The organism is Mycobacterium interjectum, assembly GCF_900078675.2.
GTDB classification, from domain to species: Bacteria; Actinomycetota; Actinomycetes; order Mycobacteriales; family Mycobacteriaceae; genus Mycobacterium; species Mycobacterium interjectum.
Genome location: NZ_LT546237.1, coordinates 4,485,023 through 4,499,370, shown reverse-complemented (window position 1 = coordinate 4,499,370; position 14,348 = coordinate 4,485,023). Strand labels below are relative to the sequence as shown.

Genomic DNA, 14,348 nt, shown 5'->3' with positions numbered 1-14,348 from the left:
CGAGAGCACCCTACGCTGACGGGGTCCGCGTCTTTGGAAAGGATGGGGCCCATGTCGTATGTGATTGCTGAGCCGCTGGCGCTGGCGTCGGTCGCGACGGAGATCGAAGGGATCGGTTCGGCATTCAGTGCCGCGACCGCCGCCGCCGCCGCTCCGACATCGGGCGTGGCGGCAGCGGCCGGCGACGAGGTGTCGGCGGCCATCGCGGACGTGTTCGGCGCCGTCGGCAAGGAATATCAGGCCGGCGTCGCGCAGTTCGAGGCGTTTCACACCCAGTTCCAGCAGACGGTGGCGTCCGCCGGGCTCGCGTACGCGGAGACCGAGTCCGCCATCGCCGCCACCCTGGGGCTGGGGGCGGCCTCGCCCACCGCGCCGCTGCCGGCCGCCACGATTCCTCCGTTTCCGGCCAACCAGGTGTCGTATTTCATCGGCGGCACCGGGGTCCCCATCCCGTCGACGTCGTTCGTCACCCGGGCCAACAACCTCTACGTCCGCTCGGTCAACGCCCTGGCGGCGCTCTACACGCCGGAGCAGTTGTACCCGCTGACCGGCGTCAAAAGCCTGCCCCTCAATCAGTCGGTGGCCGAGGGCGTGACCATCCTGGACAACACGCTGTACAACACGATCCACAACCAGGGGCAGTCGGTCACCGTCTTCGGCATTTCCCAGAGCGCGATCATCTCCTCGCTGGAAATGCAGAACCTCGCCAACGGCACGTCCCTGTTCGGCGCGAACCCTCCCAACGTCAACCAGCTCAACTTCGTGCTGACCGGCAACGAGGTGAACCCCAACGGCGGCCTGCTGTCGCGGTTCCCGAACCTGTCCCTGCCCGCCCTGGGCCTGGACTTCTATCCCGCGATGAACGCCAACACGCCATACCACGTGGCCAACTACACGCTGGAATACGACGGGTTCGCCGACTTCCCGCGCTATCCGATCAATCTGCTTTCCGACCTCAACGCGGTCGCGGGCATCGTGTTCGTGCACACCACCTATCTGGATCTCACGCCCACCCAGGTCAACAACGCCATCCAGCTGCCGACGTCTCCGGGTTACACCGGCAACACCACCTACTACATGATTCCCACGGCGGACCTGCCGCTCCTCAAGCCGCTGGATGCCATACCGGTTATCGGCAAGCCGTTGGTCGACCTGATCCAACCGGACCTGAAGGTGTTGGTGAATCTGGGCTACGGTCCCGACCCCACCCTCGGGTACTCCACCAGCTACGCCGACGTGCCGACACCGTTCGGGTTGTTCCCGGACGCCAACCCGGTCACCGTCTTCAACGCGCTGGCCGCCGGCACCCAGCAGGGAATCCACGACTTCTCGCTCGACGTGCAGCAGATCGCGTCGCAGCCGACCGCGGTCGTTCCGCAGTTCACCCTGCCGACCGCGCCGGGCCCGACGACGACGCCGCCCAACTTGCCCTCACCGCAACAGGTCTTCGACACCGTCAACAGGATCGTCTCGACCGACTACGCGGTCGTGCTTCCGACAGCCGACATCGGTTACTCCCTCGCCACCGAGTTGCCCTTCTACGACTCCGAGCTTTTCCTGAGCCAACTCGGGCAGGGCAACCTCATCAACGCCATCGGCTATCCGATCGCCGCCGACGTCGGGTTGGGGACGGTGGCGGGCGGGGTCGAATTCCTGACGATCGTTTCGGCGCTCTCGAGCAACGTCAAGGACATCGAAAGCCTCATTCCCTAACGCGCCCCCGCGCCAGGCGGATTGCCCCAAAGACAGCGGCGCAAAACGCCAACAGCAGGACGCGATCGCTCCTATGCTGACTGCGTGCCGGTTACGGCGATGCGCCTGGTCATCAGGTTGGCGGCGTCGGCGGGGCCAACACGCGTACCCCTCTGTTCGGAAGGGAAGAAGCGATGACGAATTTGGTTGCGCAGCCCGAGATTTTTGCGACGGCCGCACAGGACGCTTCCACCATTGGCTGGGCGATCAACGACGCCCGGGTGGCCGCCGCCGGCTCCACCACCAATCTCGCGGCAGCGGCCGAAGACGAGGTGTCGGCGATCACCGCCCAGCTCTTCGGCTCGTTCGGTCAGGAGTATCAGGCGCTGCTCCAGCAGGCGGCCGCGTTCCACGGACAGTTCGTTGCGACACTGGCCGGCGCCGGAAACGCTTACGCGCAAGCGGAAGCCCAGATCGCCGGCACGCTCGGGCTCACCGGCGCGGCGGGCGGCGTGCCGTTCGCCGCGGTGCAACACGCGGCAGACCCGGCGGTCGATGCCATCTTGATCATGACGGGCAGCGGCACCGCCAATCCCCCACCGAGCTACGTCACCAACGTCACCAACCTCTACCTGCAAAATTTCACCAGCGCCCTCACGATCCCCGTGACCACGGCCGAGGGGTTGTATCCCTTCACTGGTGTCAAAGACCTGACGCTGGATATCTCCCTTGCCCGCGGCGTCACATCGCTGAACAACGCGATCACTGGCGTGCTCGGCGTTGCACCCAGCGCAAAAGTCGTTTCCGTTCTGGGCTATTCGCAGAGCTCGATCATCGCTTCACTGGAAATGCCGAAGCTCCTCGCCCAGGGTTACACCTCGTCCAATGCCTACTTCACCCTGCTGGGCGACCCGGCCAATCCGAACGGCGGCCTACTTTCACGCTTCCCCGGCCTGAGCTTCCCGAGCCTGGGAGTCACCTTCGGCACCTCGACGCCCAGCAACGACTTCCCGACCACCATTTGGTCGCTCGAGTACGACGGCTTCGCCGACTTCCCGCGCTATCCGATCGACATCTTCTCGGACCTCAACGCCCTCGCCGGCATCGTGTTCATCCACGGCTCCTACCCGCATCTGACGCAAGCGACGCTCAATACGGCCATCACGCTGGGACAGTCCGGGAACCCCTCGATGACCACGTACAACATGATCCCGACCGAGAATCTGCCGCTGCTGGCGCCGCTGCGTTTACTCCCCGTCATCGGCAACCCGCTCGCGGACCTGATCCAGCCGGACCTGAAGCTCCTCGTCAACTGGGGCTACGGGGACCCGAACTACGGCTGGTCGACCAGCCCGGCCGATATCCAGACCCCGTTCGGCTTCCTGCCGCCGCTGAGCGCAACCACCGAATTGGTATCGCTCTTCCCCGGTGCCACCGCACAGGGAGTCAGCGCCTTCAGCAACGACCTGTCGAACTTGGCAGCCTCGCTTCCCGGAGCCGCCACATCGGGCTTCGCTCAGCTGGCGTTGCCACCGTCCGCGTCGCTTCCGACGACGCCCACCGGCATCATCCAGGCCATCGAGTCCGCCAACACCAATATCGTCGGCACGTTGACGGCCGATGTCTCGACGGCCTACGGGACCCTGCTCCCGACCGCGGACATTGCGACCGCCGTGGTGGTCACTCTCCCGTCGTACGACGTCAACCTGTTCCTCGACGGCATCACGCAAGCGATCAACGGCGATCCGGTCGGCGGGCTGGTCAACGCGTTCGGCCGTCCGATCGCCGCCGATGTCGGATTGGTCACGCTCGCGGGCGGTTTCGAGCTCATCAACTTTGTGAACGCGGGTGAGACGATCTTCACCGGGGTGCCGAACCCCGGCCCCCAGTGATCGAACGCTAGGGCTCCAGCACCACCTTGCCGAGCACGCCGCCGTCGGCCAGGCTCTGCAGCGCGACCGCGCCCTCCGACAGCGGATAGCGCTGCGGCGGAGGCGGTTTCAGCCCGAGGAAAACCAACTGGCTCAGCCCCCAGGAAAACAAGGCGGCCGAACCCGGAACCTTGTTCAGGTACTCGCCCCAGGCGACGCCCACCACGCTGACGTTGCGCAGCAGCAGCCGGTTGACCTTCACCGTCGGAATGCCGCCGGCGGCAAAGCCGATCACCAGCAGCTTGCCGTCGATCGCGAGCACCCGAACCGCGTCGTCGAAGGCCGGGCCACCGATGGGGTCGACGACGATGTCGACCCCGCGGCCCTGGGTGTAGTCACGCACCCGGTCGGCCCAGCCGTCGACCAGCGGCACCACCAGGTCGGCGCCCAGGGAAGCGACGTAGTCCGCCGCGGCCTCGCGGTGCACGACGGCCAGCACCTTGCTCGCCCCCATCGCCTGCGCGACCTGGATCGCCGCCGTGCCCACCCCGCCGGCGGCGCCCAGCACCAGCACCGTGTCGCCGGGACGCATCGCGGCGCGGCGGGCCAGCGCGAAGTACATCGTGTTGTAGTTGACCAGCAGCGAAACCGCTTCGGCATCATCGAGTTCCGCGGGACTGCGCATCACGTTCGGCACCGGAACGGCCACCTGCTCGGCGTAGGCGCCCAGGATGCCGAACGCCGAAACCCGCTCGCCCACCCGATAACCCGACCCCTCCGGCGCCGAACGCACCACACCCGCGGCTTCCATGCCCGGGACGAACGGCGGCGGCAGTTTCAGCTGGTACTCGCCCTTGGCCAGCAGCAGGTCGGGAAAACACACCCCGGCCGCCCGGACGTCGATGACGACGTGGTTGCCGTCCTCGGCGACGTCCTCGATATCGGTGAAGACCATGCCGTCCGGGCCGGACAGCTCTTGCACCACGCAGGCTTTCATGGCCCCTACAGCTTGAAGCCGGCCTTTTGTGCTGAGGACAGGTCGGTGATTTCAGTCCAGTGCGAGGCGACGTCGTCCACTGACGGCGGCTTCTCGAAGTTGATGCCCTGGTTCTCGAAGAGCGCGACGCGCTGCACCTTGCCGCCGCCGACGACGAAAACCGATGCGCTGTCGGGGCATTCCTCGGTGCACAGGTAAGCCACCACCGGTGCGACGTACTCGGGGGTGAGCTTTTCGAGCACCTCCTTCGGAAGGATGTCCTCGGTCATCCGGGTGGCCGCGATCGGGGCGACCGCGTTCGCCTTGATGTTGTACTTGGCCCCTTCCAGCGCCAGCGTGTTGATCAGGCCGACCAGGCCGAGCTTGGCCGCCCCGTAGTTGGTCTGCCCGAAGTTGCCGAACAGACCGCTGGTGGAGGTGGCGACGACCACGCGGCCGTAGCTCTGCTCCCGGAAATGCGGCCAGGCGGCGCGGATCACGTTGTATCCGCCGTAGAGGTGCACCTTGAGCACGGCGTCCCAGTTCTCGGACGTCATCTTGTGGAAGGTGCCGTCGCGCAGGATCCCGGCGTTGCTCACCACGCCGTGCACGGCGCCGAATTCGTCGAGCGCGGTCTTGATCATGTTCTCGGCGCCCTCGGGGTCCGCGACGCTGTCGTAATTGGCGGCCGCCCGGCCTCCCGCGTCCTTGATCTCCTTGACCACCTCGTCGGCCATGTTGTGGCCGGCGCCGGTGCCGTCGCGAGACCCGCCGAGGTCATTGACGATGACGCTGGCGCCCTCGCGGGCGAGGGTCAGGGCGTATTCACGGCCCAAGCCCCCACCGGCTCCGGTGACGACGATGACGCGGTCCTGCACTCCAGGCATCAGGTTCCTCTCTCCTGTTCAAAGGACTTGGGTGTTAAGGGAATTGGGGTTGTGTCAGAACATTCTGCGAGCCATCTTCATGGCTCGCGCAGTGTACGGCGGGTAGATGAACTTCGACAGGTCCGGCCGGGTCGGCTTGGTCAACACCGACTTGCGGTGGCTGAACTCCTCGAAGCCATAGCGGCCGTGGTAGGCGCCCATGCCCGATGCGCCGACGCCGCCGAAGGGCAGCTTGGCCGTCGACACCTGGAAGGCCAGGTGGTTGACCAGCATGCCGCCGGCCGGCACCTGCTTGATCACCCGCTCGCGGGTCTCGCGAGTCTTGGTAAACAGGTAGGCGGACAGCGGCTTGGGCCGCGAATTGACGAAACGTATTGCGTCGTCCAGGGATTGGACCGTGATCACGGGCAGCACGGGCCCGAAGATCTCGTTTTGCATCAGCGGGCCGTCCGGATCGGGGTCGACGACAACCGCGGGCTGGATGCGCAGGCTCGACGGGTCACATTTACCGCCGACGACGACCTTGCCATCACCGCCGGAGAGGTAGCCGCTGATGCGGTCGAACTGGCGCTGGTTGACGATCCGCATTCCGTCGGGCTTGTCCGACGTGAACTTCGTGATGGCGGCGCCGATCTTGCTGACCAGCTCATCGCGAATCTTTGCGTCCGCCAACACGTAATCGGGTGCGACGCAAGTCTGCCCGGCGTTGAGCAGCTTCATCCAGGCGATCCGCTTGGCTGCGACCTCGACGTCGGCGTCCTCCGCCACGATCACCGGGCTCTTGCCGCCGAGCTCCAGCGTGCACGGGGTCAGATGCGGTGCGGCGCCCTCGTACACCTTGCGGCCGATCTCGGTGCCGCCGGTGAACAGCACGCGGTCCAGGCCCTGCGCGATGAGCTCCTGGCTCACCGAACCGTCGCCCTCGACCACGGCGATCGCGTCGTTGTCGAGATAGCGCGGCACCAACTCGGCCATCAAGTGTGCGGACGTCGCGGCGATCTCCGACGGTTTGAGAATGACGGCATTTCCCGCGGCGATCGCCCCCACCGCCGGGCCCAGCGTCAGATAGAACGGGTAATTCCACGCGCCGATGATCAGCACGGTGCCGTAGGGCTCGTATTCGATCCAGCCGCGGCCGGGCAGCTGCGGCATTTCGAGCAGCTGGTACTTGCGGCGCGTCCACCTGCGCACGCGCTTGGCCGCGAACTTCGCCTCCCCGGCGGTCGTGGCGACGTCGGCGATGAACGACTCGAACGGGCTGCGGTCCAGGTCCTCGGCGAGCGCGGCGGCGATGGCCGCCTCGTTCTCTTCCATCAACGTCGCCAGCTGGAGCAACTGCCGCCTGCGCCATTCGATGTCGCGGGTGCGGCCGGTAGCGAAGGTCTTGCGAAGCCGAGCCACCGTGGCCGGGATGTCGACGGGCCGAGCCCCGGATTTCGAGGGAGAGCCGTTCGTGGATTCCGATGTCTTCGGTGCAACCGATTCGGTGGTCATCGTTGTCCTTCCCGAGCAGAGTTGCCCGCTGCAATGCGGGTGGCCGCTCATCGGTGTTAACCGCGATCCTAACCATCCGGTTGGGAGAGCAATAGGAAGGATCCGCCCCGGCCGGATCCACTCGATCCCGCGGGCGGCATTTCAGGTCAGGGTTTGGCGGCCGTCACAAAGCTGTTCGTGAACGGCCTCTCCTCCGACTGCGGCGCGCGGCCCAGCCGCAGTCCCTCGTCGAGCGCGCTCGTCACGCGAGTCGTCCAGCCGTGAGCGGCGAACCAGTCCGCGCAGTCGGGGCGGCCCTCGTCGTCAAACCACAGGTCGAAGGGGTTGAACGAGGTGTCCTCGCCGCGCGCCGCGCGCTTGGCCCGCAGTTCCTGCCACTTCTGCTCCGCCTCGCGACGCTTTTCCCGGTCGACCCCGAAGATCTCGACGGCCAGCCGGCTGCCGGATCCGCTCAGCTTGTCGATAGAGGCGAACATGGCCTCCTGCGCCGCCGCCGGCAGGAAAGGCAGCAACCCTTCTGCCAGCCACGCGGCCGGACTCGTGGCGTCGAAACCGGCGTCGCGCAGCGCCTGCGGCCAATCGTGGCGAAGGTCCACCGGCACCGGCCGCCGGTCCACGACCGGGGCGGCCCCGTGGGCGGCCAGCGTCTCGGCCTTGTACTCCAGCACCTTGGGCAGATCGATCTCGTAGACGACGGTGCCGGCCGGCCAGTCCAGCCGGTAGGCGCGCGAGTCCAGGCCGGCGGCGAGGATGACCACTTGGCGAACGCCGGCCGCCACCGCCTCGGCGAAGTAGGCATCGAAGAAATGGGTGCGCACCGCCTGGTAATTGATCATGTGCCGGGAGTCCACGGTGAAGTCCGCAGCCTCATCGTCCGGCTCCGGCGTCCACCAGGCGGCGACCTGCTCCCGAACCCCCTCGAGTTCGGGAGTAGACACCAACACCTCGGCGAACCGGTCGGAGATCAGCGGCTCGGCGCTGGCCGTCTCGGCGGCGCGGGCCAGCGCGACCATCACCGCGGTCGCCCCGACGCTGGTGGCGATGTCCCAGGAATCGTCCGCGGTGCGCGGCATTTACAACCGTTCCGCGACGACGAAGTCGGAGAACGCGTCCTTGTCGTCGGCCAGCGGGACGTTCTCGATGAAGCGGCCCAGCCGGCGCATCGCATCGATCGAGTGCTCCGCCGTCGCGCGCCAGCCGTGTTCGTTGAGCCACTCGGTGAGGTCCGCGCGGTGGTCGTCGCGATACATCAACTCGCCGACGTCGACGGTCTCCTCGAGCCCGATCTCGTCGGCCACCCTCTTGAACCGTTCCCGCATCTGCTGTCGCCGCTCTTCGGCGTGGTTGGGTGCGGTCTCGGCCGAGACCCGGCTCCCCGCCGGGCTCAGCTCGCCGATCAGGGTGAACAACCGGTCCTGGGCCTCGGCGGGCAGATACATCAACAGCCCCTCGGCCAGCCAAGCCGTGCGCTGGGTCGGGTCGAAGCCCGCGGCACGCAGCGCCGCCGGCCAGTCCTGACGCAAGTCGATGGCCACCTCGCGGCGATCGGCGGAAGGGCTCACGCCGTTGTCGGCCAACGTGGTGGATTTGTAGGCCAACACCTCGGGCTGGTCGAGCTCGTAGACCGTGGTGCCGGCCGGCCAGTCCAGCCGGTAGGCGCGGGAATCCAGCCCAGACGCCAGGATCACGATCTGGCGGATCCCGGCGGTGACGGCGTCGGTGAAATAGGTGTCGAAGAAGTGCGTCCGCACGGCCTGGTAGCCGCGCATGTGGTGCAGGTGGGCCGCGGAATCCTCGTCGAGCGATTCGACCTTGGCCGCGATCTCGGGGTCGAGCATGGCCTCCCACAACACCCCGGCGCCGGCGTTGCTGACCAGCAGCCTGGCGTACGGGTCGCGGATCAGCGGGTCGGGCCGCTCGGTTTCGACGGCGCGGGCGGCGGCCACCATGACCGCGGTGCTGCCGACACTGGTCTTGATGTCCCAGGTGTCATCGTGGGTGCGCAGTGAGCTCATCGGGTTGCTCCTCTATCAGGTGTTCGGCTGGTCGAGACGCGCCCGCAGCAAGGTGCTGCGAACGGCCTCGTCGGCCAGGTCGTCGGGAACCGGTCGGCCCAACCGGGCCATCTCGTCGCGGTTGTCCACGGCGCTCACCTGCCAGCCGTGGTCGGACAGCCACTGGACGGCATCGGTGCGATCGGGTTCGTGAAAGGTCAGCGCCTGGACGTTGACGTCCAGGCCGAGCCGCTCCCGCATCCGCAGCCAGCGCTGCGAGTTGCTGCGCGAATTCATGCCGAACACCTCGACGGCGACCTGGCTGCCCGGCGCGCTGAGCGCGGTGAACGTCTCGAAGAGCCGGTCCTGGGCGTCGCTCGGCAGGTAGGGCAGCAGGCCCTCCGCCAGCCACGCCGTCGGTCGGGCGCGGTCGAATCCGGCGTCGGTCAGGGCCGCCGGCCAGTCGTCACGCAGATCGATCGGAACGGGGCGCCTGCTCGCGGTGGGGGCCGCGCCATGCTGCTCGAGAATTCCGGTCTTGTACTCCAGCACCTTGGGCTGGTCGATCTCGTATACCGCGGTGCCCGGCGGCCAATTCAACCGGTAGGCCCGCGAATCGAGCCCCGCGGCCAGGATCACCACCTGCCGAATCCCTGCGCGGACGGCGTTCTCGAAGTACTCGTCGAAGAAGTGCGTGCGCACCGCCTGGTAGTCGATGCCAATCCGATGCGCGCGCTTCCCGTGCGGATCGCCGTCCAGCCAGGCCAACTCGGCGTCGGCCAGCCGCGCCCAGGCCGGGCCGGCCGAAGACACCAACGGGCGGGCGAATTCGTCGCGGATCAGCGGATCGGCTCCGGCGGTCTCGACCGCGCGCGCCGCGGCGACGCCCAATGCGGTGGCGCCGACCAGTTCGGTGATGGCCCAGCTGTCGCCGGCCGTGCGTAAGGAAGGCGGTAACGACGCATCCAGATCAGTCATGACCCGAACCATGCTACCGAATAAGTTAGTTAGCCTATACGCTTTGTGCGCAACTTCACTGCGCCCGGACCGGCGCCAGGCGGTCAGGCCTCAGGGCGCCAGAGAGCGCCTTCCAGAAGCTGCCGCAGCATTCCCGTGACGGCCAACATCGCCTGGTAGCTGCGGACGTAGCCGGAGTAGAGGCCCACGCCGCAGATCACCACGAGCAGCGTCTCGACCAGGGCCGACGGATCCGTACCGGGGATGACCTCGCCGCGCTCGATCGCGTCGTTGACGACGCGCATCAGGAATTCACGACTGAGCAGGACGGAATCGTTCTCGGTTCTGCGCAGTTCCGGGTGCCGCTGAAATTCCAGCACGGCGGTGATCAAGAACGCCGATCCGGCGGGATTCTCGGAATTGGCCCGCACCGCGGCCGAGATGAACGCCGTCAGCCGCCCGATGAGAGTGGTCTCGCGCTCCGCCTGTTTGATGCCGACCCCGATGACGAATTTGTTGGTTTCGTCCAGCACCTCGCGAAACAACACCCGTTTGCTGGAGAAGTAGTGGTTGATCGCGGGCCGGGTCAGGTCCGCCTGGGCCGCGATCGCCTGGAACGTCGCGCCGTCGTAACCGCGTTCGCTGAACACCAGACGAGCGGCCTGGATAATCCGTTGACGCGTCTCGTCCGCCTTGGCGGCAGGCGGGCGCCCCGGCCTGCGACGCGCCGTTGCCGACATTGCTAAAGTGTGCCACCGCCATGGTGCGGCATTAACGCATTTGGCGGAATGGTGCCGAACTTTCCGGCCTGGTAGTCCTGCAGCGCCTCGACCAATTCCGCGCGGCTGTTCATCACGAAAGGCCCATAGTGGAATACCGGCTCGCGAATCGGCCTCCCGCCCAGCAGCAGCACATCAATTGCCTCCCGAGGGGCCCCCACGGTAATCCAATCGCCCGGCCCGAGCACGGCCAGTTGCCCCGAGCGAATCGGGTGGGCGAAGGGACCGACGGATCCGCTCCCGGACAGCACGTAGACCAGCGCATTGAAGTCGCGCCGCCACGGGACGTCGAGCCGAGCTCCGTTGGCAATCGTCGCATGCGCCAATGTGATTGGCGTGTGGGTGATGCCCGGTCCACGGTGGCCGTCGATCTCGCCCGCGATGATGCGGACCAGGGCCCCGCCGTCGTCCGAGGCGAGCAGCGCGGCGTCGGCGCCGTCGATCGCCTGATACCAGGGCGGAGCGAATTTGTCCCTCTTCGGCAAATTCACCCAGAGCTGGATGCCGTGGAAGACCCCACCGCTTTCCACCAGTTCGGCCGGCGGGGTTTCGATGTGCAGGATGCCCGATCCGGCCGTCATCCACTGCGTCGCGCCGTCGGTGATCAGGCCGCCGCCGCCATGCGAATCCTGGTGTGCGAATTTGCCGTCGATCATGTAGGTGACGGTTTCGAAGCCGCGGTGGGGATGCCAATCGGTGCCCCTTGGCTCGCCCGGCTGGTATTCGACCTCCCCCATCTGGTCCATGTGCACAAAGGGATCCAGCGCGGCCGCGCTGACCCCGGCGAACGCGCGGACCACCGGGAAGCCCTCACCTTCGTAGCCCCGCGGGCCGGTGGTGATCGAGCGGACCGGCCGGTCGGTGTCGCCGGGGCCTGCGGCGCCGACGCGCGGCAGCGTGAGGGTGTCTGCGGTGACGGCTGGCATGTCTGACTCCTTCGATAAGTGCTGACCGATATAACCGGACTTCGGTCCGTTTATTCCGATGGCAGCCTCCGCCGGTGTTCCCCGACGGTGTCCGCTCGGCCGTCGTCCCGACCCCCTATGTTTAAGGATCGCCAATTGTTGTATAAAGCAATATTTGCTGAGGTGTAGGGTCGCCGTGCATGCCCAACCCTGAGATGGTGCAAAGCGAGAAGGTCGATGGCGGGAAGGGTGACGCGGATGCTGTCCAACACACTCAGGCGGGGAGCCGGCTGGCTGCGAGCAAACCGCCTGGGATTGTTCTGTCTGGCGATCGTGGTGGGAATTGGCGCCGGGCTTGGCGCGGCAGCGTTCCGCTACTTGATCTACGGCTTCACCTGGCTGGCGACCGGACACGATGAGTTTGGCCAGCAGGGCTGGGTGGCCAGCGACCACCTGCCCTGGTTGGGAATCGGATTCTTTGTGGCCATCCCCGTCATCGGCGGGTTGCTGTACGGGCCGTTGATATCACGGTTCGCCCGCGAGGCCCGGGGCCACGGCGTGCCGGAGGTCATGATCGCGGTGGCCGAAAACGGTGGCCGCATCCGTCCCCAGGTCACGGTGGTCAAAGCGCTCGCGTCGGCGCTGTGCATCGGCACGGGCGGATCGGTCGGCCGGGAGGGGCCGATCGTGCAGATCGGCGCGGCGCTGGCGTCCAGTTTCGGCCAGTGGGTGCGGATGCCGGAGAACCGGCTGCGTGTCCTGGTGGCGTGCGGCGCTGCCGGTGGTATCTCGGCGACGTTCAACGCGCCCATCACCGGTGTCTTCTTTGCGGTGGAGCTGATCCTGCGGGAGCTCTCGGTGGAAGCGATCTTCACCATCATGCTGTCGGCGATGGTCGCCGACGTGATCTCGCGGGTGTTTTTCGGCTCGGCCCCTTTCCTCACGCAACTGCCCACCGGCATTGCGCTGGACCATATCGCCAATTACGTCTTGGTGGCCCTGCTGGCGGCGATCGCCGGCGCGATCGGGGTCTTGTTCAAAAGCGTGCTGTACAAGACCGAGGATCTCTGCGACCGCGTCTGGGGCCAGCGCCCGGACTGGGCGCGCCCGGCGGTCGGCGGAGTCGTGCTGGGCCTGCTGCTGCTCGCGGTGCCGCAGCTGTACGGGGTCGGCTATCCGGTGATGTATGCCGCCTTCGCCGGTCACTACGCGCTGTGGTTTCTCGTGATACTCGCCGCCGGCAAGATGCTGGCGTGCAGCCTGACCATCGGCATCGGCGGCTCAGGCGGTGTGTTCGCGCCCTCATTGTTCGTCGGCGCTACGTCGGGCATGGCCTTCGGCCTGATCGTCCATCAGTTGATTGGTCCCGGGGCGGGAGACCCCGCGCTCTACGCAATCGTCGGAATGGGCGCCGTGTTCGCGTCGGCGGCGAGAGCCCCGCTCACCGCACTGGCGAGCACGGTGGAGATGACCGGGGACTTCACCCTCACGCTGCCGGTCATGTTGGCCGTCGCAGTGGGCACGACCGTTTCCCGCGCGCTCTCCTACGGCACCATCTACACCACCAAGCTGCTGCGCCGCGGCATCGACATCGAGCGCCCCACTCCCACCCATGCTTTTGCCAATCTGACGGCGGCCGACGCCATGCACCCGTTCAGCGTTCCGCTCGATCTCGCGGGCCAGCGCGGCGACGCTGACCGGGACTGGACGACCCTGCTCGGCCCCGTCACGCGAGTTCGTCAACCGCAGGCGCTCTTCGCCAACGACAGCCTGGCCCAGGCGCTCCGGCAGCTCGTCCTCTACGGTCGCGACGGGCTTCCGGTCATCGACACCGAGGCCCGGCACATCCAAGGCTGGCTCACCAACCAAAATGTGCTGCGCGCCGTCGACGCCTACCTCGCCGACGTGCAACCCGACATCGCCGCCAGCCACCGAGCCGCTGAATGGGCCGATCCACGCGCGAGTACGGCCGAGCATGACCTCCATAGCCAGCTCGCCGGGTACCAGATCGTCGAACACACCCTGACCCCTGCTTCCGCGGCCGTCGGCCGGCTTGTCGGCGAGCTGGATTGGCCGGCCGGCCACTTTCCGGTGTCGGTGCTCCACAACCGACAACTCGTCGACGCCGACGCCGCCGTGCGACTGTCCGCGGGTGATCGACTCAGCATTCTCGTGCCCAGAAACGGCGCAGACACGAGGGAATCGGACGGATTGACGTCCCGCTAGGAAGCGCTGCGCGCGCTGCTCGCGGCGTCCCGTTCGGTGGACGAGCCCTCATGGGTCAGCTTCCCGCCGGCGCTCTCCAGGTGGGCCCGGACGAACCACTGGAACTTCTCCAGGTGCCCGGCCTGATCGATCAGCAGGTCCTGGGTGACGGGGTCGAGTTCCTCGGTCTCCTCGATGTATTTGCGGATGTCTTCGATGACACCGGTGTAGACCAGGTCCAGCGCGGCCAGGTGTGCCTGAACGCAATCGCGGCCCACCGAGTAGTCGTCCCAGGTGCGGTCCTTGAGGATCGCTCCCGGCGTGCCCTGCGGTGACGCGCCCAGGGCGGCGATCCGCTCGGCGACGTCGTCGGCAAACCCGCGGACCGCCTCGACCTGCGGATCGATCATCTCGTGCACGCCAATGAAGTTGGGGCCCACCACGTTCCAGTGGATGTGCTTCAACGTCAGGTGAAGGTCGTTGTACGTGCTCAGTTGCTTTTGCAGCAATTCGGTAAGCCGCGCTGCCTGTTTGTCGGTCAGTCCCGGAATGGTGAACTGTGTCATCGATCCCTCCCTGGTTCGCACA

At 66.9% G+C, this 14,348-nt stretch carries 12 protein-coding genes; 3 read left to right on the top strand and 9 right to left on the bottom strand.

Annotated elements, in window-relative coordinates; genetic code table 11:
• The first annotated feature begins 51 nt into the window (after positions 1-51).
• Together BN4348_RS56290 and BN4348_RS56285 are read left to right on the top strand one after the other, a co-directional pair.
• A complete protein-coding gene (locus BN4348_RS56290; protein ID WP_066917322.1) occupies positions 52-1,713 on the top strand; it encodes a PE family protein in 1,662 nt (553 codons plus the stop codon).
• Positions 1,714-1,886: 173 nt separating this feature from the next.
• Positions 1,887-3,584 carry a PE-PPE domain-containing protein gene (locus tag BN4348_RS56285; protein ID WP_066917321.1) on the top strand — a complete coding sequence of 566 codons (1,698 nt, stop codon included), beginning with the start codon at positions 1,887-1,889 and terminating at the stop codon, positions 3,582-3,584.
• A gap of 7 nt (positions 3,585-3,591) precedes the next feature.
• On the opposite strand, the gene BN4348_RS56280 is transcribed toward BN4348_RS56285, so the two are convergent.
• The 8 genes from BN4348_RS56280 to BN4348_RS56245 form a co-directional block, all read right to left on the bottom strand.
• Positions 3,592-4,560 (bottom strand): NADPH:quinone oxidoreductase family protein, encoded by a 969-nt coding sequence (locus tag BN4348_RS56280; protein ID WP_066917320.1) that lies wholly within the window; start codon positions 4,558-4,560, stop codon positions 3,592-3,594.
• 5 nt (positions 4,561-4,565) lie between these two features.
• Positions 4,566-5,426, bottom strand: coding sequence for an SDR family oxidoreductase (locus BN4348_RS56275; protein WP_066917319.1), 861 nt, complete (start codon positions 5,424-5,426; stop codon positions 4,566-4,568).
• Between the two features lie 54 nt (positions 5,427-5,480).
• Entirely contained in the window at positions 5,481-6,920 is a 1,440-nt protein-coding gene (locus tag BN4348_RS56270; protein ID WP_066917318.1) for an aldehyde dehydrogenase family protein, read from the bottom strand.
• A gap of 146 nt (positions 6,921-7,066) precedes the next feature.
• Positions 7,067-7,993 (bottom strand): class I SAM-dependent methyltransferase, encoded by a 927-nt coding sequence (locus BN4348_RS56265; RefSeq protein WP_066917317.1) that lies wholly within the window; start codon positions 7,991-7,993, stop codon positions 7,067-7,069.
• The gene (locus BN4348_RS56260) at positions 7,994-8,935 is read right to left on the bottom strand and encodes a class I SAM-dependent methyltransferase (protein ID WP_066917316.1); all 942 of its coding nucleotides are present in this window, start codon (positions 8,933-8,935) and stop codon (positions 7,994-7,996) included.
• Positions 8,936-8,950: 15 nt separating this feature from the next.
• Positions 8,951-9,892, bottom strand: coding sequence for a class I SAM-dependent methyltransferase (locus BN4348_RS56255; RefSeq protein WP_066917366.1), 942 nt, complete (start codon positions 9,890-9,892; stop codon positions 8,951-8,953).
• 83 nt (positions 9,893-9,975) lie between these two features.
• Positions 9,976-10,611 carry a TetR/AcrR family transcriptional regulator gene (locus BN4348_RS56250; RefSeq protein WP_066917315.1) on the bottom strand — a complete coding sequence of 212 codons (636 nt, stop codon included), beginning with the start codon at positions 10,609-10,611 and terminating at the stop codon, positions 9,976-9,978.
• A gap of 2 nt (positions 10,612-10,613) precedes the next feature.
• Positions 10,614-11,576, bottom strand: coding sequence for a pirin family protein (locus BN4348_RS56245; RefSeq protein WP_066917314.1), 963 nt, complete (start codon positions 11,574-11,576; stop codon positions 10,614-10,616).
• A 237-nt stretch (positions 11,577-11,813) separates the two neighbouring features.
• On the opposite strand from BN4348_RS56245, the gene BN4348_RS56240 reads away from it, so the two are divergent.
• Positions 11,814-13,781 carry a chloride channel protein gene (locus tag BN4348_RS56240; RefSeq protein WP_084454660.1) on the top strand — a complete coding sequence of 656 codons (1,968 nt, stop codon included), beginning with the start codon at positions 11,814-11,816 and terminating at the stop codon, positions 13,779-13,781.
• Here the strand turns inward: BN4348_RS56240 and BN4348_RS56235 are convergent.
• The gene (locus BN4348_RS56235; RefSeq protein WP_066917312.1) at positions 13,778-14,326 is read right to left on the bottom strand and encodes a Dps family protein; all 549 of its coding nucleotides are present in this window, start codon (positions 14,324-14,326) and stop codon (positions 13,778-13,780) included. The genes BN4348_RS56240 and BN4348_RS56235 overlap by 4 nt on opposite strands.
• Positions 14,327-14,348: the final 22 nt, after the last annotated feature.